This is a genomic window from Gemmobacter fulvus (genome assembly GCF_018798885.1).
GTDB lineage: Bacteria > Pseudomonadota > Alphaproteobacteria > Rhodobacterales > Rhodobacteraceae > Gemmobacter > Gemmobacter fulvus.
In genome coordinates this window covers 1,587,501-1,607,835 of record NZ_CP076361.1, presented here as the reverse complement: position 1 = coordinate 1,607,835, position 20,335 = coordinate 1,587,501, and the positions used below count along the sequence as shown (strand labels likewise).

The 20,335-nt window shown below is 64.7% G+C and carries 20 protein-coding genes (1 of these 20 running past the window's edge); 15 read left to right on the top strand and 5 right to left on the bottom strand.

Annotated elements, in window-relative coordinates; all coding sequences use genetic code 11:
* The first annotated feature begins 38 nt into the window (after nucleotides 1-38).
* Nucleotides 39-470 carry a DUF1489 family protein gene (locus KM031_RS07945; protein ID WP_215506396.1) on the top strand — a complete coding sequence of 144 codons (432 nt, stop codon included), beginning with the start codon at nucleotides 39-41 and terminating at the stop codon, nucleotides 468-470.
* Between the two features lie 132 nt (nucleotides 471-602).
* Here the strand turns inward: KM031_RS07945 and hisG are convergent, their stop codons facing one another.
* The 3 genes from hisG to hisS are packed head-to-tail and all read right to left on the bottom strand — an operon-like array spanning nucleotide 603 to nucleotide 3,900.
* Entirely contained in the window at nucleotides 603-1,310 is a 708-nt protein-coding gene (hisG, locus tag KM031_RS07940) for an ATP phosphoribosyltransferase (RefSeq protein ID WP_215506397.1), read from the bottom strand.
* Nucleotides 1,307-2,416 (bottom strand): ATP phosphoribosyltransferase regulatory subunit, encoded by a 1,110-nt coding sequence (locus tag KM031_RS07935; protein WP_215506398.1) that lies wholly within the window; start codon nucleotides 2,414-2,416, stop codon nucleotides 1,307-1,309. Before KM031_RS07935 ends, hisG begins: the two co-directional genes overlap by 4 nt.
* Complete coding sequence (hisS, locus tag KM031_RS07930; protein ID WP_215506399.1) at nucleotides 2,413-3,900, bottom strand: histidine--tRNA ligase; 1,488 nt, start codon at nucleotides 3,898-3,900, stop codon at nucleotides 2,413-2,415. Before hisS ends, KM031_RS07935 begins: the two co-directional genes overlap by 4 nt.
* 72 nt (nucleotides 3,901-3,972) lie before the next feature.
* On the opposite strand from hisS, the gene KM031_RS07925 reads away from it, so the two are divergent.
* From KM031_RS07925 to KM031_RS07875, 11 genes are all read left to right on the top strand, one after another.
* Entirely contained in the window at nucleotides 3,973-4,173 is a 201-nt protein-coding gene (locus tag KM031_RS07925) for a SlyX family protein (RefSeq protein WP_215506400.1), read from the top strand.
* 10 nt (nucleotides 4,174-4,183) lie between these two features.
* On the top strand, nucleotides 4,184-5,242 hold the full coding sequence (locus KM031_RS07920; protein ID WP_215506401.1) for an AbrB family transcriptional regulator: 1,059 nt from the start codon (nucleotides 4,184-4,186) through the stop codon (nucleotides 5,240-5,242).
* 209 nt (nucleotides 5,243-5,451) lie between these two features.
* A complete protein-coding gene (locus tag KM031_RS07915; RefSeq protein WP_215506402.1) occupies nucleotides 5,452-7,062 on the top strand; it encodes an OpgD/OpgG family glucan biosynthesis protein in 1,611 nt (536 codons plus the stop codon).
* Complete coding sequence (locus KM031_RS07910; protein ID WP_215506403.1) at nucleotides 7,062-7,241, top strand: hypothetical protein; 180 nt, start codon at nucleotides 7,062-7,064, stop codon at nucleotides 7,239-7,241. Before KM031_RS07915 ends, KM031_RS07910 begins: the two co-directional genes overlap by 1 nt.
* 3 nt (nucleotides 7,242-7,244) lie before the next feature.
* Nucleotides 7,245-9,041 carry a glucans biosynthesis glucosyltransferase MdoH gene (mdoH, locus tag KM031_RS07905; protein WP_215506404.1) on the top strand — a complete coding sequence of 599 codons (1,797 nt, stop codon included), beginning with the start codon at nucleotides 7,245-7,247 and terminating at the stop codon, nucleotides 9,039-9,041.
* A complete protein-coding gene (locus KM031_RS07900; RefSeq protein WP_215506405.1) occupies nucleotides 9,028-10,167 on the top strand; it encodes an OpgC family protein in 1,140 nt (379 codons plus the stop codon). Before mdoH ends, KM031_RS07900 begins: the two co-directional genes overlap by 14 nt.
* 167 nt (nucleotides 10,168-10,334) lie before the next feature.
* The gene (locus KM031_RS07895; protein WP_215506406.1) at nucleotides 10,335-10,982 is read left to right on the top strand and encodes a TetR/AcrR family transcriptional regulator; all 648 of its coding nucleotides are present in this window, start codon (nucleotides 10,335-10,337) and stop codon (nucleotides 10,980-10,982) included.
* Nucleotides 10,966-12,147 (top strand): efflux RND transporter periplasmic adaptor subunit, encoded by a 1,182-nt coding sequence (locus tag KM031_RS07890; protein WP_246567212.1) that lies wholly within the window; start codon nucleotides 10,966-10,968, stop codon nucleotides 12,145-12,147. Before KM031_RS07895 ends, KM031_RS07890 begins: the two co-directional genes overlap by 17 nt.
* A 10-nt stretch (nucleotides 12,148-12,157) precedes the next feature.
* Nucleotides 12,158-15,424, top strand: a complete 3,267-nt coding sequence (locus tag KM031_RS07885; protein ID WP_215506407.1) for an efflux RND transporter permease subunit — start codon at nucleotides 12,158-12,160, stop codon at nucleotides 15,422-15,424.
* 111 nt (nucleotides 15,425-15,535) lie between these two features.
* Entirely contained in the window at nucleotides 15,536-16,105 is a 570-nt protein-coding gene (locus KM031_RS07880; RefSeq protein ID WP_215506408.1) for a DUF4202 domain-containing protein, read from the top strand.
* Nucleotides 16,102-17,088 carry an MDR family oxidoreductase gene (locus KM031_RS07875; protein WP_215506409.1) on the top strand — a complete coding sequence of 329 codons (987 nt, stop codon included), beginning with the start codon at nucleotides 16,102-16,104 and terminating at the stop codon, nucleotides 17,086-17,088. Before KM031_RS07880 ends, KM031_RS07875 begins: the two co-directional genes overlap by 4 nt.
* 38 nt (nucleotides 17,089-17,126) lie before the next feature.
* Here KM031_RS07875 and KM031_RS07870 read toward each other — a convergent pair whose 3' ends face one another.
* Complete coding sequence (locus KM031_RS07870; RefSeq protein ID WP_215506410.1) at nucleotides 17,127-17,915, bottom strand: enoyl-CoA hydratase; 789 nt, start codon at nucleotides 17,913-17,915, stop codon at nucleotides 17,127-17,129.
* 58 nt (nucleotides 17,916-17,973) lie between these two features.
* Between KM031_RS07870 and KM031_RS07865 the strand changes: the two genes are divergently transcribed.
* Nucleotides 17,974-18,393 carry a PaaI family thioesterase gene (locus KM031_RS07865; RefSeq protein ID WP_215506411.1) on the top strand — a complete coding sequence of 140 codons (420 nt, stop codon included), beginning with the start codon at nucleotides 17,974-17,976 and terminating at the stop codon, nucleotides 18,391-18,393.
* Here the strand turns inward: KM031_RS07865 and KM031_RS07860 are convergent.
* Entirely contained in the window at nucleotides 18,390-18,740 is a 351-nt protein-coding gene (locus KM031_RS07860; protein ID WP_215506412.1) for a bactofilin family protein, read from the bottom strand. The genes KM031_RS07865 and KM031_RS07860 overlap by 4 nt on opposite strands.
* 170 nt (nucleotides 18,741-18,910) lie before the next feature.
* On the opposite strand from KM031_RS07860, the gene KM031_RS07855 reads away from it, so the two are divergent.
* Both KM031_RS07855 and KM031_RS07850 read left to right on the top strand, forming a co-directional pair.
* Nucleotides 18,911-19,897, top strand: coding sequence for an agmatinase (locus KM031_RS07855; protein WP_215506413.1), 987 nt, complete (start codon nucleotides 18,911-18,913; stop codon nucleotides 19,895-19,897).
* Nucleotides 19,898-19,900: 3 nt separating this feature from the next.
* A protein-coding gene (locus tag KM031_RS07850; RefSeq protein WP_215506414.1) for an amidohydrolase crosses the window boundary here: on the top strand, nucleotides 19,901-20,335 show its beginning. It continues 1,221 nt past the right edge of the window; the window shows 435 of its 1,656 coding nt (coding positions 1-435); its start codon is at nucleotides 19,901-19,903; the stop codon falls past the right edge of the window.

The following is a 20,335-nucleotide window of genomic DNA, read 5'->3' as shown; positions in this document are numbered from 1 at the left end:
TTTGGCTGCTAGGTTGCAGCAAGGTCATGGGGGTATGCGTGCCGGAATTCGTCAATCTTCTGAAGCTGTGCGTCGGAGCTGATTCGGTCGAGGATCTGGAGGCCTGGCAAGACAGCCAAAGCCATCGCTGGCCCAAGGGGCATGCGGTGCATGTCACCCGCATGTGGCCCAAACGGGCCGAAGAATTGCTGGATGGCGGTTCTTTGTACTGGGTTATCAAAGGCATGGTTCTGGCGCGGCAAAAGCTGCTGGGGCTGGAGCGGGTCGCGGGCGACGACGGTATCCAGCGCTGTGCGCTGTTGCTGGATCGCGAGGTCATCCGCACCGAGCCGGTGCCGCGCAGGCCGTTTCAGGGTTGGCGCTATCTTGCGGCTGAGGAAAGCCCGCGCGATTTGCCCAAGACACGCCAGAAAGAAGAGGCGCTGCCCGAAGAACTGGCCCGCGCCTTGGCCGAAATCGGCCTGCGCTGAGGTTTTGCTGCGTATAAGGCGCGCGCAGCAACCCGGCCTTAACCTTTTGCAGGCTTAATGGGGCAGTCCTGAGGGAGGGTGCCTGTCTTGCGTGCGATCCTGTTTCTTCTTGCCGCGTTCGTTGCCCTGTTCTTACAGATCAGGGGTGGTCAGGGCGAGTATGCGCGTCAGTTCCGCCAGCGTCGCGCGGTCAGCAGCGCCCCAATCGGCGGCGCGGGCAAGAAACAGCGTGGCCTGACTGCGGTGAACCACCGAATCAGCGAGTATCTTCAGATGGTTCGCGCGCAGGGTTTCGCCGGTGGAGGTGATATCGGCAATCGCCTCGGCGGTCAGGTTCTTCACCGTACCTTCGGTCGCGCCCTGACTGTCGACCAGCTGATAATCCGCAACGCCCTGTTCGGTGAGGAAATCGCGCACCAGACGATGGTATTTGGTGGCGATACGCAGGCGGAAGCCGTGCCTGGCGCGAAAGGCGCTGGCGGCGGCATCCAGATCGTCCAGGCTTTCGACATCAATCCAGCAGGCGGGCACGGCCAGAATCAGGTCGGCATGGCCAAAGCCAAGTGGCGCAAGCTCGGCCACCTGTTTGTCCCAGTCGGCCAGCTTGTCGCGGACCAGATCAGAGCCGGTCACGCCAAGGTGAACACGCCCCGCCGCCAGTTCGCGCGGAATTTCACCCGCCGACAGCATCACCAATTCGACCCCGGTGATCCCGTCGACCGCGCCGGAATATTCCCGCTCGGCCCCGCTTTGGCGCATGGCGATGCCGCGCGCGCCGAACCATTCGAATGTCTTTTCCATCAGCCGCCCCTTGGACGGCACGCCGATCTTCAGGCTCATGCGTCTTGGCCTTTCAACTGGGCGACAAGGGCAGGGCGCACGATGCCGCCCACCGCAGGGATGGATCGGCCTTGGCCGAGAATGGCTGTCAGGGCATCATATCGCCCGCCCGATGCGACTGGTGGCATCGCCTCGGCCCCCTGATCCCCGGCATGGAAGGAAAAGACGAAGCCGTCATAATATTCCAAGGTGGTCCGGCCCAGACTCGCCTCGAACGGCAGATTGCCGGTGTCGATCCCCCGGCTGCGCAGCGCCGAAAGACGGCTGGCAAAGCGATCAACCGCCGGGGAGATGGCGGGCATCAGGGACTCAATCCCGCGCAGGTGCATCAGGGCTGCTTCGGCGGGGGCAGACAGGCCGAGCAGATCATAGAGCAGCGCCGCTTCGGGGGCTGCGATCGGGGCCGTGGTGGAATCTGCCAAAAGCGCTTCGGCCCGCGCCGCGATTTCATCGGCGCTGCGCAGCCCGATCCGGGGGCCTGCCGCTTCCATCAGGGCGGCGGCGGGGCGGGATCCAAGATGTGCCAGCAGGCGGCTGCGCGCCTCGGCCATGGGCGCACGGCCCGAGAACCGATCCAGCAGGGCGCGGAATCGGCGGGGCCGCCAGACATGCCGCCGCAGGGCCGCCTTGCGCCGCTCGGTGGTGGACAGGCCCTCAATCGCCGCCAGAAGAATGCCGATATCCCCGGTCGCGGCGCGCAGTCCCAAAGGGGCCAGCAGGCGCGAGAACAGGGCAAAAACCTCTGCATCGGCCTCGGGCGCGTCGCGGTCGAACATCTCGAACCCGACTTGCAGATATTCCGACGCGCGGGGGCCGATGTGATCCTGTTTGCGAAACACTTCGCCCATATAGGTGTATCGGGCCGGGTCGGCCCCATGGGCCATATGCGCCTGCACCACGGGCACGGTGAAATCGGGCCGCAGCACCATTTCGCCGCGCAGCGGGTCTTGCGTGATATAAGCACGGGCGCGGATATCTTCGCCATAGAGATCCAGCAGGGTGCCAGCGGGTTGCAGAATATCAGCCTCGACCGGAAGGGCACCGGTCGCGCGGAACGCGGCAAACAGCGCCTCGGCCTCGGCCCGGATCGCGGGCGTCACGGTCATTGATCCAGCATCCGGCGCAGCGCGGGGATCAGATCGGCGCGCGACACTTCGACCTGAGCCGGGCGCGATTTCCATTCTTCCAGCGATGCGCCTTCGGCGATTTTCGCGCCAAGGATCAGGTCTTTCAGCACAACCGTGCCCTTGGCTGCCTCGTCCCCGCCCTGGATCACGGCGACGGGGGATTGGCGTTTATCGGCATATTTCAACTGGTTGCCGAAGTTCTTCGGGTTCCCCAGATACATTTCGGCGCGGATGCCCGCGCGGCGCAGCTCTCCGACGATGACCATGTAATCAGCCATGCGGTCGCGGTCCATCACCGTCACGATGACCGGGCCGACAGCGGCCTGCCCGGCGCGGCCCTTGGCGCGCAGTGCCGCCAGCAGGCGGTCGACGCCGATGGACACGCCGGTGGCAGGCACGCTCTGGCCGGTGAAGCGCTTGACCAGATCGTCATAGCGCCCGCCGCCGGCCACGCTGCCGAATTGCCGTTTGCGTCCCTTTTCATCCAGGATTTCAAAGGTCAGCTCGGCCTCGAACACCGGGCCGGTGTAATAGCCAAGCCCGCGCACCACGCCGGGGTCGACCACGATCCGGTCCGCGCCATAGCCCTGCGCTTCCAGCAGTTCGGCCATGGTTTCCAGCTCTGTCACGCCTTCCAGCCCGACGGTGGAGGCCCCGACAAGATCGCGCAGCCGGGCGGCGGTGGCCGCCCCCGTGTCGCGCTTGGCGGCCATGAAGGCCATCACGACCTCGGCCTGTTCGTCCGAAAGGCCCGCACCCTTGGTGAAATCGCCGCTCTCATCCTTGCGGCCCGCACCAAGCAGTGCGCGCACACCCGCGTCGCCCAGCCGGTCGATCTTGTCGATGGCGCGCAGCACGATGCCGCGCTCGGCCTCGAACCGGCTGGCATCCGAGGGATCCAGAACCCCGGCCACTTCCATCACGCCGTTCAGAACCTTGCGGTTGTTGACCCGCACGATGTAATCGCCGCGCGGAATGCCCACGATTTCCAGCGCGTCCGACAGCATGGCGCAGATTTCGGCATCCGCGGCCACGGTGGCACTGCCCACCGTATCGGCATCGCATTGATAGAATTGACGGAACCGCCCCGGTCCCGGCTTTTCATTGCGCCAGACCGGCCCCATGGCATAGCGCCGATAGGGTGAGGGCAGATCATTGCGGAACTGTGCGGCCACCCGCGCCAGCGGGGCCGTCAGGTCATAGCGCAGGGCCAGCCACTGGTCGTCCTCGTCCTGCCAGCCGAACACACCTTCGTTCGGGCGGTCGACATCCGGCAGGAACTTGCCCAAAGCCTCGACCGTTTCAACCGCACTGGTTTCCAGCGGATCAAAACCGTAGGCATGGTAAACCCCGGCAATCTGATCCAGCATTGCCTTGCGTTCGGTGACATCCGCACCGAAATAGTCGCGGAAGCCTTTGGGCGGTTCGGCCTTGGGGCGGCGGGCGGGTTTGTCCTTCGACATGGGGAAGCCTCGCATCTAATCGGGCCTGCCTTAGCGGATGGGGGCCTTCGGGACAAGCCATGTGGAGATGCAATGGAACGGATCACGGCAGCGGAAGAGCAGATTGCCCATCTGGTGAAAGCGGTGGAAGAGCTGTCTGACGTGGTGGCAGGGCAAGCCCGCGAGCTGGAACGTCTGGCCCGGCGCGTCGGTATGTTGATGGAGCGCGAAGCCGAACGCGAGGCAATGGGCAACACGATCCCGCTGGCGGATCAGCGGCCGCCGCATTGGTGAGGCGGATCGGATGAGCCTCTGGCACAGGGTGAGAGGCCCCGCATTCGCCTTGGCGTTGGGGGGATTGGGCGGTGCGGCGGGCTGGTTGGCCGGGGTGCCGCTGGGCGTCTTGCTGGGGGCGATGGTTGCGGTTGGCGTGGTGGCGGCGCGCGGCGGCAGGCTTGGCGGCGCTTCCATCGAATTTCCACAGCAGTTGCGTCTGTTTTTCGTGCCGGTGATCGGGGTTGGCATCGGCGGTGCCTTCACGCCCGAAGTGGTGGCGCAGATGCCGGGCTGGTGGCCGAGCCTGCTGGCGCTGTGCCTTTACATCCCGCTGGCGCATCTGTCGGGCTATGCCATCTATCGTCTGGGCGGATTGCCCAAGCCGGAGGCGTTTTTCGGGGCGGTGCCGGGTGGCCTGATTGAAAGCGTGGCGCTGGGGGAAGAGGCGGGCGCGGATGTGCGCATGTTGGTGCTGCTGCAATTCCTGCGGCTGATTCTGACCATTGTTGCGGTGCCGCTGATCTTTCTGGTGCTGACCGGCCATGCCGTCGGCTCGGCCTCTGGCGCCACGTTGGCGGCCAAGGTGGCACTGGATCCGGCGGATGCGCTGGTGCTGATCGCGGCGGGCTGTATCGGCTTCTGGGTCGGGCGGCTGCTGCATCTGCCTGCCGCGCCGATGACCGGGCCGATGGCGGCCTCGGCCTGTGTGCATCTGTTGGGCTGGGCCGAAGGGGTGCCGCCCGGCTGGGCCGTGGCGTTGACGCAGATCGTGGTTGGCACCGGCTTGGGCGCGCGGTTTATCGGCATGAATGGGGCTTTGCTGCGGCGTGGCTTTGCGCTGGCGAGTGGCAATGTGGCTGTGGCTTTGCTGTTGGCCTTCGGTTTTGGTCTGGCGATGGCGAAAATCACCGGAGAGCCGGTGACGGCGGTGTTTCTGGCCTTTGCGCCGGGCGGTCTGGCCGAGATGAGCCTGATCGCGCTGAGCCTTCAGATGGGAATCGTTTTCGTGACGGTGCATCACGTCGCCCGCATCGTGCTGAGTGTGGCTTTGGCCAAGCTGGGCGCGCGGTGGATCATGCCCGGCTAAGCCCTTTCTGCCAGCAAGAATCTTGTGCTGCGCCTGCGAAATGCGCAAGCTTGCAACAGCTGCTCTGGCGGTTGCGCAACAGGCGGGCAGATTCACGCTGACCGGCTCACGAAGCGTGCAGCCGATCTTGCAAAGCGACCCCCGCGACCGATATAGGAGCGCGAAAAGGGGCTCGCGTCCGCCAGCCCATAAATACTGGATTTTATGCCATGTCTCTCGGCCCGAATGCCGTGTCTGCCCTGTCTCGCCGCGCTGTGATTCTCGCGGCGACATCCGCTTTCGCTCTGGCTGCGTTTGGCGGCGGGCGGGGTGTTGCTTTTGCGCAAGAGGCTCCGGCACAGGCGGCGCCTGCTGCGCCGCAGCAATTTTCCTTCGATCTGCTGACGCAGGCGATGAAGGCCAAGGCCGGGCAGCCCTATGCCGCGCCGGAAAAGATCAGCGGATTTTTTGCCGAGCTGACCTATGACGATTATCGCCTGATCCGCTATCGGCCCGATCACGCCCGCTGGAGCGAGGAGAAGGACAGCCAGTTCCAGCTGCACGCCTTCCCGATGGGCTGGCTGTTCGGCGAGCCAGTGAAGATGTACGAGGTGAAGGACGGTCTTGCGACCTCCATGGGCTTCACCACCGATGATTTCGAATTCCTGAACGAGCTGAAGAACAAGGTGCCTGCGGGCGAACCTGTTCCGGGGCTGGCCGGGTTCCGCCTGCATTATCCGCTGAACCGGCTGGATGTAATGGATGAGGTTGTGGCCTTTCTGGGCGCAAGCTATTTCCGCGCACTGGGGCAGGGCAGCGGCTATGGCATTTCTGCGCGCGGGCTCGCGCTCAACACCGCCAGCGATCAGGCCGAAGAGTTTCCGCGGTTTTCGGCGTTCTGGGTCGACCGTCCGGTGCCCGGCGCACGCGACATCACGGTTCACGCCGCGCTGGAAGGGCCGAGCGTCACCGGCGCTTACCGCTTTGTGATCCGCCCCGGCGAAGAGACGGTGATGGAGGTGACAGCGCGTCTGTTCTTCCGCGCCGATGTGGCACAGCTTGGCATTGCGCCGCTGACCTCGATGTATCTGTTCTCGGAAAAGAACCGGTCCGAATTCGATGACTACCGCCCGAATGTGCATGACAGCAACGGCCTGCGCATCACGCGCACCGATGGCGATGTGCTGTGGCGGCCGCTGAATAATCCGCCGCGTCTGGCCGGGTCGCATTTCGGCGAAACCAGCCCGAAGGCTTTTGGCCTGCATCAGCGTGACCGCGAGTTCAACAGCTATCAGGATGCGGAAGCGCATTACGAACGCCGCCCCTCGCTGGAGGTGGAGCCGATCGGGGATTGGGGCAAGGGCATCGTGCGGCTGGTCGAAATCCCGTCCGAGCTGGAGGTGAATGACAATATCGTCGCCTTCTGGACGCCGGAGGGGGCCGTGAAGGCGGGTGACACGCGAGAGTTCGCCTATCGCCTGCGCTGGGGCAATCTGCCGCCCGAAGATCGCATGGATATCGGCTATGTGTTTGAAACCCGTTCGGGGGCCGGTGGCGTCTCGGGCGTGGAAAGCGCCGAAAACACCCGCAAGTTCGTGGTCGATTTCACCGGGGGGCCGCTGCAACCGCTGCCCGCCGATGCCGAGATCGAACCGATGCTGACGGTGCATAACGGCGACATCATTTCGCAAAGCTTCCAGCGGGTCTGGGGCACCGACATCTGGCGGCTTGTCGTCGATGTGCGGGCTGAAGCGGGGGCGACTGTGGAACTTGTTGCCCATGTTGCGGGTTATGGACGCAAGCTTTCTGAAACCTGGCTCTATCAGTGGATCAACGCGTGATGCAGAATATTACGACACTTTCCGCCGCTGAGATCGAGCGTCTCGTGCAGGATATCGCGGCGCCGGTCACCGCGCCGATGGTGATGCCCAAGCAGATCCTGGAAACGGCCAACCGTGGCAGGCTGCGGGCTGTGCTGACGCGCCTTCATCTGATGACGGCTCCGCGTCAGGAGATGTAATCAATGACCAGCCCGGCGGTGCGCGCCGGATCGGCCGCCCTGCCACGCGGGGTTGCGATTGTGCTCAGCCTCATTGCAGGGGCTGGGGCCTTTATGCTGTTCCTGCAATTCGGCTGGGCGGACGGGCTGGATTTCATTGATATCCTGCGGGCTGTCCTGATCCTGATTTCAACCTGGTGGCTGGCTTGGGGGGCGGTGCAGGGCCTGATGGGCCTGACCACGCGCGCCGAGCCGCCGCGTTTGACGCTGGCCGGGCCGCTGACCGCGCGCTGCGTCGTGCTGGTGCCGGTGTATAACGAGGATCCACTGACCACGTTTTCACGCGTATCGGCGATGGATGAAAGCCTGCACGCCACCGGCTATGGCCATCTGTTCCACATCGCCATCCTGTCAGATACCCGCAATGACGCGATTGCGGCCCGCGAACGGCTGTGGTTCCTGCGCTTGCTGAAGGACCGCGCTGCCGAAGGGCGGATGTTCTATCGTCGCCGCACCGACAACAAGGGCAAGAAGGCCGGCAATATCGAGGATTTCATCCAGAAATCCGGTGCAGCCTATGATCTTGCGCTGATCCTCGATGCCGACAGCCTGATGGAAGGTGCCACAATCGTCGAAATGGCGCGCCGGATGGAGGCAGAGCAGGACATCGGCCTGTTGCAAACCCTGCCGGTGGTGACGCGGGCCAGCACGCGCTTCGGGCGGGCCATGCAGTTTTCGGCGGCCTTCCACTCGCCTGCCTTCGCGCGCGGCCTTGCGATGATGCAGGGCCGCAGCGGGCCGTTCTGGGGTCATAACGCCATGGTGCGGGTGCGCGCCTTTGCCGAAAGCTGCGGCCTGCCGGAACTGGCCGGGCAACCGCCCTTTGGCGGCCATATCATGAGCCATGACTATGTGGAGGCGGCGCTGCTGGCGCGGGCGGGCTGGCGGGTGCGTCTGGACGACGATCTGGGCGGTTCGTTCGAAGAAGGGCCGGAAAATCTGGTCGATCACGCGAAACGCGACCGGCGCTGGTGTCAGGGCAATTTGCAGCATACGCGGCTGCTGCTGGCCCCCGGCCTGCTGCCCTGGAGCCGCTTTGTGTTCTTTCAGGGCATCATGGCCTATATCTCGCCGCTGTTCTGGATCGGCTTCATGCTGGCCAGCATTGCCGCGCCGTTCTTCGCCCCCGCCCCTGACTATTTCCCCGAGCCCTATTGGCCGTTCCCGATCTTTCCGCAGGCGGAAACCTCCAAGGCCATCGGTCTGGCCATCGGTGTGTTCGGCCTGCTGATCCTGCCGAAATTTGCCGTGGCGCTGCATGCGGCGATGAGCGGGCGGGCGCAGTCTTTTGGTGGTGCGCTGCGGGCGTTTGTGTCGATGATGGCGGAGCTGCTGTTTTCGTCGATCAGCGCCCCCGTGCTGCTGGCCTATCAGACGCGCTCGGTGTTTCAGGTTTTGCTGGGCCGCGATGGCGGCTGGCCCACCAACAACCGCGGTGATGCGCGGCTGTCGCTGGCCGAGGCCTGGGCTGCAAGCCATTGGGTGGTCTCGACCGGGGTGCTGAGCCTGATCGGCACCTGGATGCTGGCGCCCGGGCTGGTGGTCTGGATGCTGCCGGTGCTGGTGCCGATGATGCTGGCCCCGGTGATCATCAGCTGGTCATCCCGCCCGACCCAAAGCGGCATGTTCGTGACGCCCACCGATTTGCAGGAAGCCCCGGTGATGCGGCGGCAACGGGAAATTCTGGCGTTGTGGGAACGGGACATGATCGCCATGAAGGACATCTCGCTGGTGCCGGAGGCCGTTCATGCGGCATCCTGAGGCCTCCTCTGCCCGTGATCTGCGGCTGGACGTGTTTCGCGGGTTGGCCCTGGTGATGATCTTCATCAACCACACGCCCGGCACCGTGTTTGAAAACCTCACCTCGCGCAATTTCGGGTTTTCCGATGCGGCAGAGGGGTTTGTTCTGATGTCGGGCATCGCGGCGGCTCTGGCCTATGCGAAGTTCTTTGCCGGGCCGGGCCCTTACTGGGCGGGCACCGGGCGCATGTGGCGGCGGGTCTGGACCCTGTATCAGGTTCATATCGTCACCACCGTCATCGCGGTGGGCATCGCCGCCGCAACCGCGCTGTGGTTCGGCGGGTTCGAGATGATGCAGAAGAATGTGGTCAGCGCCAGTTACAAGAAGCCGCTGCAATACATGATCGGTATCCCGCTGCTGACCCATCAGTTGGGCTATGCGAATATTCTGCCGCTCTATGCCGTGCTGCTGTTTGCCGGGCCGGTGCTGTTGTGGTCGGCGTTGCGCTGGCCGCTGCGCACCATGGCGGTTTCGGTGCTGGTCTGGGCGCTGGTAGCCCGGTTCTGGATCAACTTTCCGGCCTTTCCCAACAAGGGTGGGTGGTTCTTCAACCCGCTCAGCTGGCAATTGCTGTTCGTGCTGGGGCTGCTGATCGGTATCAAGCTCAAGCAGGGGCAGCGGCTGGTGCCGGTCCGGCGCGATCTGCTGGCGCTGGCGGTGGCCTGGCTGCTTGTGGGGCTGGGGGTGGCGCAGTTCCCGGCGATTCAGGACGAGTTTGGCCATGTGCTGTGGTTCGTGCAGGACCGGCTGAACCTGCCGTGGTTCGTGATGGCCTTTGACAAGACCTATCTGTCGGGGCCGCGCCTGACCCATGCGCTGGCGCTGGCCTATGTGCTGAGCGCGTTTCCCGCCGTGCGGCAGGCCTGCGCGCATCGGCTGGCCGCGCCCTTTGCCCTGCTGGGGCGCAATGGGCTGGCGGTGTTCGGCTTTGGTGTTGTGCTGTGCTACACGGCGAATGGCATCAAAACCGTGCTACCCGCCAGCTTTGCGCTGGATCTGGCGGTGATCTCTGCCGGGGTTCTGCTGATGTTGGCTTTGGCCTGGTCAAAAGAGGCATGGCGGCGGGCCGAACAGCGCGCGCGCTGAACTTTTCTGCCTTTTGCGTATCATTTGTGCGGCTCGCGCGGAGAAATTGCCCGGCGCGGGCCTGAAACCATATGTGCAAAGCATGTTTTACTTGACCGAAGGGACAAGTTTCGCCATCCGTGTGAATGAACGTTCACTCGCTAGACTCGCTGGAGCCTGTGGCCCTGATGGCCGATGATCAAACCCTGTCAAACGCGCCGCCACGGCCGCGCGAATATGAAATCCTCGACAATATCCGTCACACCTTTGCCGAAAAGGGGTTCGATGGCGCGTCGATGCAGGATCTGGCACGGGCGGCCGGGATGAGCGTGGGCAATTTCTACCGCTATTTTCCGTCGAAAGCCGCGATGGTCGAGGCGATCATCACCCGCGATCTGGAAGATGTGCGCGACAAGTTTACCGATGTCGTGGCGGCCTCCGATCCTTTGGCGGCCCTGCGTTGCGGGCTGCATGCGCGCATCGCCGAGGAATGTATGGGCTGCCCCGATGCGCCGCTCTGGGCCGAGATTACCGCCGCTGCACAGCGCAAACCCGAGATTGGCGCGGTTGTGGGCAAGATGGAGCGCGGGGTGCAGGGCTATCTGGTCAATGCCTTTGCGCTGATTGCGGGCGTGCCCGAGGCCGAGGCCGCGCGCCGCTTTGCCGCCCATGCGGCGATGGTGGTCATGCTGATCAAGACGACGGCGATTCAGGCGCAGGCCGATGGGCAAAGATGCCGCAGTGATCTTACCGCATTGGTGCAGCGTATGGTTGATATGATTCTGGATGAAGTTTCGGCGGCGAAAGCAAAGGGCTTTGATGATGCGCGCGATTGAACTGGGTATTGTGATGGCTCTGGCAGTGGGGCTGCCCAGCGGGGCATGGTCCGAGGCCGCAACCGAAACTGCGCCACAACAGGTGGCGGTCTTGCCGGCGATCACCGTGTCTGAGGTCACAACCATGTCCTTGCAGGACCGCGTGATTGCGGGCGGGCTGGTGGGGGCGGTGGAAGAAATTCTGGTGCAACCGTTGATCGAAGGCCAGCCGATCGAGGCGCTGGAGGCGGAAGTGGGCGATTATGTCGAGGCTGGGCAGGTGCTGGCCCGGCTGTCGTTGACCTCGCTTGAATTGCAGAAAAGCCAGCTGAAGGCATCGATGGCCTCGGCGCGGGCCACGATTGCGCAGGCCGAGGCGCAGGTGCTGGAGGCCCGGTCCTCGGCGGATGAGGCACAGCGGGTTGCGGCCCGTACCAAGGCGTTGAAGGCCAATGGCAGCGCTTCGCAAGCGGCGCTTGAACAGGCGCAGGCGGCGGCGGTTTCAGCTACGGCGCGGGTGACGGTGGCCGCACAGGTGCTGGAGGCGGCGCGCGCGCAGGTGGAGCTCGTCGAGGCGCAGCTGGCCAATGTGGAGCTGAGCCTGACGCGGACCAGTGTCGTCGCGCCGGTGGCGGGCGAGATTCTGGCGCGCAATGCCCAGATCGGTGCGGTGGCCTCTGCCGCCGGGCTGCCGATGTTCACCCTGATGCGCGATGGCGCGCTGGAACTGCGGGCCGAGATTGCCGAGGCCGATCTGGTGCGGCTGCAACCGGGCATGACGGCGCGGATCACGACGGTTGGCGCGTCCGAACCGCTGAAGGGCACCGTGCGGCTGGTCGAGCCGGGCGTGAACACCACGACCCGGTTGGGAACGGCACGCATCACGCTGGAAAACGCGCGGACGGTGCGGTCGGGCATGTATGCCGATGCGGAAATCCTGCTGACCGAACATGAGGCGCTTGCGGTGCCGGTGACGGCAGTCGGCGTCGGGCCGAACGGGGCGACCGTGATGATCGTCAAGCCGGACGGTCTGGTCAGCCAGGTGCCGGTGCAGACCGGGATCCGCGATCAGGGCATGGTGGAGATCCTGACCGGCGTGCAGGCAGGCGACCGCGTTGTGACCAAGGCCGCCGCCTTTGTGCGCGACGGCGATCATGTGAACCCGGTTCTGGCCGGAACGCAGTGAGGGATTGGCGATGAACTTTTCCGCATGGGCCATCCGCAATCCGGTTGCGCCAATTCTGGCCTTTGTTCTGCTGATGGTACTGGGCTGGCAGAGCTTCAACAACCTGCCGATCACCCGCTTTCCGAATATCGACGTGCCTTTGGTGGCAGTCTCGGTGTCGCAGGCCGGGGCGGCCCCGGCCGAGCTTGAAACACAGGTCACCAAAGAGGTCGAAGATGCGGTGGCGGGCATTGCCGGGGTGAAAAACGTCACCTCGACCGTGTCGGATGGCAATTCGCAGACGCTGGTCGAGTTTCGCATGGAAGTGCCGACCGACAAGGCGGTGCAGGATGTGAAGGACGCGATTGACAAGATCCGCGGCGATCTGCCGGGCGATGTGGAGCCGCCCATCGTGAACCGGGTGGATGTCGAAGGTCAGGCGATCATGACCTTTGCCGTCTCTGCCCCGAACATGACGATGGAAGAGCTGTCCTGGTTCGTGGATGATGCCATCACCCGGTCGTTGCAGGGCAAGCCGGGCGTCGGCAAGGTGGATCGGTATGGCGGCGCGGATCGGGAGATCCGCATCGAACTCGATCCGGTGCGGCTGGGCAGCTATGGCGTCACGGCGCAACAGGTCAGCGCGCAATTGCGGGCCACGAATGCCGATATGGGCGCGGGCCGGTCTGAACTGGGCGCGGGCGAGCAGGCGATCCGCACGCTGGGCAATGCCGAAACGGTGGAGCGGCTGTCGGCCACGACCATTGCGCTGGGCGGCGGGCGGCATGTGCGCCTGTCGGATCTGGGCACCATCACCGATACCTATGAGGAGCTGCGGTCCTTCTCGCGCTTCAACGGCGATCAGGTGGTGACTTTTGCGGTGTTCCGCGCCAAGGGCGCATCCGAGGTTTCGGTGGCCGAAGTGGTCAATGCAGAGCTGGACCGCCTGCGCGAAAAGCACCCGGATGTCGGTATCTCATTGGTCGATGACACGGTGTATTACACCTATGGCAACTATGAGAGCGCGCTGCATACGCTGATCGAGGGCGCGATTCTGGCGGTTCTGGTGGTGCTGGCCTTCCTGAAGAACTGGCGGGCGACGCTGATCGCGGCGGTGGCGCTGCCGCTGTCGGCGGTGCCGACCTTCTGGATCATGGATATGCTGGGCTTCTCGCTCAATCTGGTCAGCTTCCTTGCGATCACGCTGGCGACAGGGATCCTTGTCGATGACGCGATTGTGGAGATCGAGAATATCGCGCGACACATCCGCATGGGCAAATCGCCCTATCGCGCGTCGATCGAGGCGGCGGACGAAATCGGGCTGGCGGTGATTGCGACCACCTTTACCATCATCGCCGTGTTTGTGCCGGTCAGCTTCATGCCCGGTATTCCGGGGCAGTATTTCCGGCAATTCGGTCTGACAGTGGCGATTTCGGTGCTGTTTTCGCTGCTGGTGGCGCGTTTGATCACACCGCTGATGGCGGCCTATCTGATGCGCGCCAAGGATGCGATGGGCGAGCACGACCATCAGGATGGCCCGGTGATGCGGCGCTATCTGCGGCTGGTGGCCCTGACCACGCGGCACCAGTATCTGACGATGGTCAGCGCCATCATGATTCTGGCCGTTTCAGTCTATTTCATGCTGCAAGTGCCGGGCAGTTTCCTGCCGCCCGAGGATGTGAGCCGCGTGGCCATCAGTGTGGAATTGCCGCCGGGAGCGACACTGGATGACACCGACAAGACCACCACCCTGATGCGGGATCACATCAAGGATATCGAAGGGGTGGAGAATGTCTTTGTGCTGGGCGGCTCGTCGCCCACCGGCGACCGCGACATTCGCCGGGCCTCGGTGACGGTCATTCTGGAAAAGCTGGATCATTCACTGCTGCTGAAACTGTCTCAGATCGGCAATTCCGTGCCCGGTCTGGCGATGATCGTGCCGGATGTAGAAAGCAAGGGCCGGTTGCGCCCGCAGAACGAGATCGAAGCCGAGATCTTTGAGCGTATCGCTGATGTGCCGGATGTGCGGGCGTTCAAGCTGAATGACCGGGGCGAACGCGATCTGTCCTTTTCGATCCTGTCGGACAATGAGGCGGATCTGAATACGGCGGTGGCGCGGCTGGAGGCGGCGCTGACCGGCGATCCGCTGCTGGCTAATGTGGCGTCGGAAGGCGCTTTGCCGCGGCCGGAATTGCAGATCGAACCAAAGCTGGCCGAGGCGGCGCGGCTGGGCGTGACCACGGCGGCAATTGCCGAGGTGGTGCGCGTGGCGACGATTGGCGATGTGGATGCGGCGCTGGCGAAACTGTCGATTGACAGCCGGCTGGTGCCGGTGCGCGTGCGGCTGAATGATGCGACGCGCACCGATCTGGCGCGCATCGGTGCGCTGCGGGTGACGACGGGCACCGGCGCTTCGGTGCCGCTGAACACGGTGGCGGATATCCGCATTGCCGAAGGGCCGTCGCTGGTCGAACGTCTGAACCGCGAACGCCGCGCCACCATCGGGGCCAACCTGCCCGTGGGGGTGGCGCTGGGCACAGCCTCGGCGCGGTTCAAGGAAATCACCGACAGTGTGGAACTGCCTCCCTCGGTCCGCGTGGCGGAATCGGGCGATGCCGAAATTCAGGCCGAACTGATGGGCAGCTTTGGCAATGCCATGATTATGGGCCTGATGCTGGTGCTGACGGTGCTGATCCTGCTGTTCAAGAGCGTGATCCAGCCCTTTACCATCCTGTTGTCGTTGCCACTGGCCATTGGCGGGGTGGCGGCGGCCCTGATCCTGACATCCTCGGCGGTGTCGATGCCGGTGATGATCGGGATCCTGATGCTGATGGGGATTGTGACCAAGAACGCGATTCTGCTGATCGACTTCGCCATCGAGATGCGGCGGCAGGGCATGGACCGGGTAAAAGCGGTGATGGAGGCGGGGCACAAACGGGCGCAGCCCATCGTGATGACCTCGATTGCCATGTCGGCGGGCATGTTGCCTTCGGCGCTGGGGGTGGGCGAGGGCGGTTCGTTCCGCGCGCCGATGGCAACGGCGGTGATCGGCGGGATCATCGTATCGACCGTGCTGTCGCTGGTGGTGGTGCCTGCCTTCTTCCTGATCATGGATGATCTGTCGCGCCTGCTGTTCCGGCTGACGCGCACCATGATCGGCAGCAAGGAAGTGGAGCCGGAGACCCTGTCGCCCGAGGTGATGACGGCGGAGCTGACGGCGATGGAGGCGCGGCTGTCACAGCTGGAAAACCGCCGTCCGCCACCGGAAAGCAAACCCAAGCTGATCGTGGCCGAATAGATCGGCCCTCACCGGATCCGCCGCCTTTCGGGGCGGCGTTTTCGTTTGTGCGCGGTGGCTTGCATGAACCGCGCCCGCAGCGCAGGATCAGGGCAAAGAAGGAGGGGGATCATGGCAGATCTGAACAGCGCCTTGGCTGCAATTGACGCGGCAAACAGCGCAGACCCGCATGTCGAGACCGGGCAGCCTGCGGCCTTGCTCTATGGTCAGCGGATGAGTGCGGAACTGGCGCGGCTGGTGCCTGAGGCGAGCGATGTCCTGCAGATCGCTGCGCGCGGGCAGCATGTGGAACGCTGGCTGCTGCCGCGTGCGGATTATCCTGAGGGCAAGGCGGGGTATCTGGACTGGCGGCGCGAACAGGGCCGCCGTCATGCAGAGCGCGTAGCGGGGATCATGGCCGAGGCGGGTTATGACGCCGCGGCGCAGGCCCGCGTCGGTGTGTTGCTGCGCAAGGAGGGCATCAAACGCGATGCCGAGGTGCAGGCGCTGGAAGACGTGATCTGCTTTGTGTTTATCCGCCATTATTTCGCGGATTTTGCGGCAAAACATGCGGATGAAGATGTGGTGGACATCGTCGCAAAGACCGCCCGCAAGATGTCAGAGTCGGCGCGGGTGCGGCTGTTGCAGGAATTTGCCTTGCCAGATCCGCTGGCCGCCGCCGTGCGGGGGGATGCAGCATGACGGCCACACGGGCGCTGGTGGCGCGGGTCACCGAAGGCAAGGCTTATGCCGTGGGTTTTGAAGGGCTGACGCTGGAGGATTGGCCCGCCGGGGAAGTGGTGATCCGGGTGGCGCATTCCGGGCTGAACTACAAGGACGCGCTGGCGATCACGGGCCGCGCGCCGATCATCCGCAGCTTTCCGATGGTGCTGGGCATAGATCTTGCGGGCGAGGTGGTCAGCAGTGACAGCGCCCGCTTTGCCGCCGGCGACAAGGTGCTGGTCAATGGCTGGGGCCTGTCGGAAACCCGCTGGGGCGGTTATTCCGAGCTGGTGCGGATGCCCGAGAGCGTGGTGCAGCCGCTGCCTGCGGAGTTCAGCACCGAACAGGCGATGCAGATCGGCACGGCGGGTTATACAGCGATGCTGTGTGTGATGGCGCTGACCGATCACGGGTTGCAGCCGGGCCGCGATGCGGTGCTGGTCACCGGGGCCTCGGGCGGGGTGGGGGCCGTGGCGGTCAGTCTGCTGGCGCGGGCCGGGTTTCACGTGATCGCGGTCAGTGGCCGGGCCGAGCAGGAGGGGTTTCTGCGTGCCCTTGGCGCGGCAGAGGTTCTGGGCCGCGACGCGATTTCGGCAGGCGGGCGGCCGATGGCCAAAGAGCGCTGGTCCGGGGTGGTGGATGTGGCAGGCGGGGCCTTGCTCGCTGATGCCATTGCCCAGACGCGCTATGACGGGATCGTGGCCGCCTGTGGCATGGCGGGTGGCGGCGGGCTTGAGACGACGGTCTATCCGTTCATCCTGCGCGGTGTTACCCTGCGTGGCGTGGATTCGGTGATGGTGCCGATGGCGCGGCGTGAGCGGGCCTGGGCGCGGCTGGCGACAGAGCTGGATCGTGGCCTGCTGGCCGAGCTGAGCGAGACGCATGACTTCCGCGCCTTGCCGAAACTCGCGGCGGATTTGCTGGAGGGGCGGCTGAAGGGCCGCATCGCCGTGCGGCTGTAACCCCGTGGCGCGGGGCCTTGCGAGGCCCCGCCTGCCGGTCAGACCTGCCAATCCGGGGGGCGCTTCTCCAGAAAGGCCTGAATCCCTTCCTGCGTATCGCGCCAAAGCATGTTTTCTGCCATCACCGCCGCCGTATGCGCATAGGCCTCGGCCAGCGGCAGCGGCAGTTGGTCATAAAAGGCGCGTTTGCCGATCTTGACCGCCGCCCCAAGCTTTGCGGCGATGGTCTGGGCAAGGCGCAGGCTCTCCTGTTCCAGATCGCCCTGCTGCACCACGCGATTGACAAGACCCACCTCGCGCGCGCGTTCGGCATCAATGAACTCGCCCGTGGTCAGCATCTCGAACGCGACCTTGGCGGGCACATTGCGGCTGAGCGCCACCATCGGGGTGGAGCAGAACAGGCCGATATTCACCCCATTCACGCCAAAGCGCGTGCCCGCTGCGGCCACGGCGAGATCGCAGGAGGCAACAAGCTGGCAGCCTGCGGCGGTGGCGATGCCATGCACTTCGGCAATCACCGGCTGGGGCAGGGCGGGGATGGCCTGCATCATCGCGCCGCAGCGGGTGAACAGATCGGCAAAATAGGCGGCACCCTTGTCGGGGGCGGCACGGGCGGCCTGCATTTCCTTCAGATCATGCCCGGCGCAGAAGGCCTTGCCCGCGCCGCGCAGGATCACCACCCGGATGCTGCTATCGGTGGCAAGGCGGGCAAAGGCCTCGGTCAGGGTGCCAAGCATGGCATCCGACAGGGCGTTGAGGCTGGTCGGGGCGTTCAGCGTCAGCCGCGCCACCGGGCCAAGATCTTCGCGCAAAAGCAGGTCAGTCATCTTGTCATTCCTCCCATTTGGCGAAAGGCTACCGGGGAATGACGGGGGAGGGAAGCGAATGGCACTGGTGATGCAGGCGGCGGGCCTGACGGCGTTTCTGGCGCAGCAATTCCCGCAGGTGGCGGGTGATTTTGCGATTGATGCGGTGACAGAGGCCGAGCTTGTGGTGCGGCTGAAGGTGGCCGAGCGGCATTTGCGCCCCGGCGGCACCGTGTCCGGGCCGTCGATGTTCGCGCTGGCCGATGTGGCGGCCTATCTGGCCATTCTGGCGCGGATCGGGCCGGTGGCGCTGGCGGTGACCACCAATTGCGCCATGGATTTCATGCGCAAACCCGAAGCGGGGCGCGATCTGCTGGCCCGCACCCGCGTGTTGAAGCTGGGGCGGGTGCTGGCGGTGACGGATGTGCTGATCTATTCCGACGGTGGCGATCAGCCCGTGGCGCGGGCCGGGCTGACCTATTCGATTCCGCCGCGTTAGGCCTTGGATTTGCTGAACCGTCCGTCCACCGTGGCACCGCTTTCGATGCTGAGGGTGGAATAGCTGCTGTCGGCCTTCACCTGGGCCGCAGCGCGCAGGGTCAGCGTGACGCAAGAGATGCGGCCATCCATCCGGCCGCGCACATCCACGGTTTCGGCCATGACGGCGCCCTTCACATAACCTTCGGCACCAATGACCAGGGTGCGCGCGGTGATCTTTCCCTCGATCTCGCCCATGACTTCGACGATGCCGTCAGAGCCAAGGTCGCCCTTGATCCGCACATCCTGTGCGATGACGGAGCGGCCACCCATGGCGGCGGGGCGGGGCGATTCGGCAGGGAGGGTCATGGTGCGGTCCTGTTCACGGGTTTGGCAGATAGAAGGGGCAGGGGCGGGCATTGGTCAAGGGGCAGTGGGGATTTCCGCCGGTATGGCTGAGACATTCGGGCGTCGTTTCCGGGCATGACAAAGCGCAAGGCGGCTGCTTGGATGCCCGGGCATGAAGGAAAGGCCACAGCATGACCGCCGATGACAGCCGTTTTTTCCAGCCGGTTTCCGGCTTTGACCTGCCGCGCTACGCCGGGGTGCCGACGTTCATGCGCCTGCCGCATGTCACGCTGGAGGATCCGCGTCTGGCGCAGGTGCAGGTGGGGCTGATCGGCGCGCCCTGGGATGGCGGCACGACCAACCGCCCCGGCCCGCGCCACGGTCCCCGGCAATTGCGCGATGCCTCGACCATGATGCGCGCGCAGAACGGCCTGACCGGGGTCCGCCCGTTCGAGCGGGTGCGCTGCGCCGATCTGGGTGATGTGGCGCCGAACCCTGCCGATCTGATGGACAGCATGGCGCGGATGCAGGCGTTTTATGGCCGGGTGCGCGCCGTTGGCATCGTGCCGCTGACCGCCGGGGGCGACCATCTGTGCAGCCTGCCGATCCTGCGGGCCCTGGCGCAGGATCATCCGCTGGGCATGATCCATTTCGATAGCCATACAGACCTGTTCCACAGCTATTTCGGCGGCACGCTTTACACGCATGGCACGCCGTTCCGCCGCGCGGTGGAGGAAGGTTTGCTGGATCCACAGCGGGTGTGCATGATCGGCATTCGCGGCACCACCTATGATGGTGAGGACCGTGATTTCGCCCGTGCCGTCGGCATCCGCGTGATTCCGATCGAAGAGTTTCATGCCCGTGGCGTGGAAGATGTGATGGCAGAGGCTCGGGCCATCGCCGGGACGGGCGATACTTATGTCAGCTATGACATCGACTTTGTGGATCCGGCCTTTGCCCCGGGCACCGGCACGCCCGAGGTGGGCGGCCCGAATTCCTGGCAAGCCTTGCAGGCGGCGCAGGGCCTGCGCGGTGTCAAGATCGTGGGGGCGGATCTGGTCGAGGTGTCCCCCCCGTTTGACCCTTCGGGGGGGACGGCCTTTCTGGGCGCGTCGATCCTGTTCGAAATGCTCTGCGCCATTGCCGAAACCCTGTCGCCCGACGTGAAGGACGCCTGACCGATGACCGATATGATCCTGACCAATGCCCGTGTGCTGACCATGGACAGCGCGACCCCGCGCGCCGAGGCGGTGGCGATTGCCAAAGGGAAAATCATCGCCGTGGGGTCGGTGGTCGAGATTGCCGCGCTCGCCGGGCCTGACACGCAGGTCATTGATGCAGGCGGGCGCACGGTGCTGCCGGGGTTCGTGGAAAGCCATCTGCATCTGGTGCTGGGCGGCAATGAGCTGGTGCAGTTGCAGATTGGTGGGCTGTACGGTTTCGATGCGCTGAAGGCCGCCTTTGCCGCCTATGCGCAGCAACATCCCGACAGCGCGCTGTTGATGGCGCAGGGGGCCTCGTATGAGATCCTGGGCGCGCCGGTGACACGGCACGATCTGGACCGGGTGATTGCGGATCGCCCGATTGCCATGATGTCGCCCGATCATCACACCGTC

Coding starts and splice junctions, on each gene's coding strand:
- hisG (WP_215506397.1), bottom strand. CDS start 1,310: ATGAGCCTGAAGATCGGCGTGCCGTCCAAGGGGCGGCTGATGGAAAAG.
- KM031_RS07935 (WP_215506398.1), bottom strand. CDS start 2,416: ATGACCGTGACGCCCGCGATCCGGGCCGAGGCCGAGGCGCTGTTTGCC.
- hisS (WP_215506399.1), bottom strand. CDS start 3,900: ATGTCGAAGGACAAACCCGCCCGCCGCCCCAAGGCCGAACCGCCCAAA.
- KM031_RS07925 (WP_215506400.1), top strand. CDS start 3,973: ATGGAACGGATCACGGCAGCGGAAGAGCAGATTGCCCATCTGGTGAAA.
- KM031_RS07920 (WP_215506401.1), top strand. CDS start 4,184: ATGAGCCTCTGGCACAGGGTGAGAGGCCCCGCATTCGCCTTGGCGTTG.
- KM031_RS07915 (WP_215506402.1), top strand. CDS start 5,452: ATGTCTCTCGGCCCGAATGCCGTGTCTGCCCTGTCTCGCCGCGCTGTG.
- KM031_RS07910 (WP_215506403.1), top strand. CDS start 7,062: ATGCAGAATATTACGACACTTTCCGCCGCTGAGATCGAGCGTCTCGTG.
- mdoH (WP_215506404.1), top strand. CDS start 7,245: ATGACCAGCCCGGCGGTGCGCGCCGGATCGGCCGCCCTGCCACGCGGG.
- KM031_RS07900 (WP_215506405.1), top strand. CDS start 9,028: ATGCGGCATCCTGAGGCCTCCTCTGCCCGTGATCTGCGGCTGGACGTG.
- KM031_RS07895 (WP_215506406.1), top strand. CDS start 10,335: ATGGCCGATGATCAAACCCTGTCAAACGCGCCGCCACGGCCGCGCGAA.
- KM031_RS07890 (WP_246567212.1), top strand. CDS start 10,966: ATGATGCGCGCGATTGAACTGGGTATTGTGATGGCTCTGGCAGTGGGG.
- KM031_RS07885 (WP_215506407.1), top strand. CDS start 12,158: ATGAACTTTTCCGCATGGGCCATCCGCAATCCGGTTGCGCCAATTCTG.
- KM031_RS07880 (WP_215506408.1), top strand. CDS start 15,536: ATGGCAGATCTGAACAGCGCCTTGGCTGCAATTGACGCGGCAAACAGC.
- KM031_RS07875 (WP_215506409.1), top strand. CDS start 16,102: ATGACGGCCACACGGGCGCTGGTGGCGCGGGTCACCGAAGGCAAGGCT.
- KM031_RS07870 (WP_215506410.1), bottom strand. CDS start 17,915: ATGACTGACCTGCTTTTGCGCGAAGATCTTGGCCCGGTGGCGCGGCTG.
- KM031_RS07865 (WP_215506411.1), top strand. CDS start 17,974: ATGGCACTGGTGATGCAGGCGGCGGGCCTGACGGCGTTTCTGGCGCAG.
- KM031_RS07860 (WP_215506412.1), bottom strand. CDS start 18,740: ATGACCCTCCCTGCCGAATCGCCCCGCCCCGCCGCCATGGGTGGCCGC.
- KM031_RS07855 (WP_215506413.1), top strand. CDS start 18,911: ATGACCGCCGATGACAGCCGTTTTTTCCAGCCGGTTTCCGGCTTTGAC.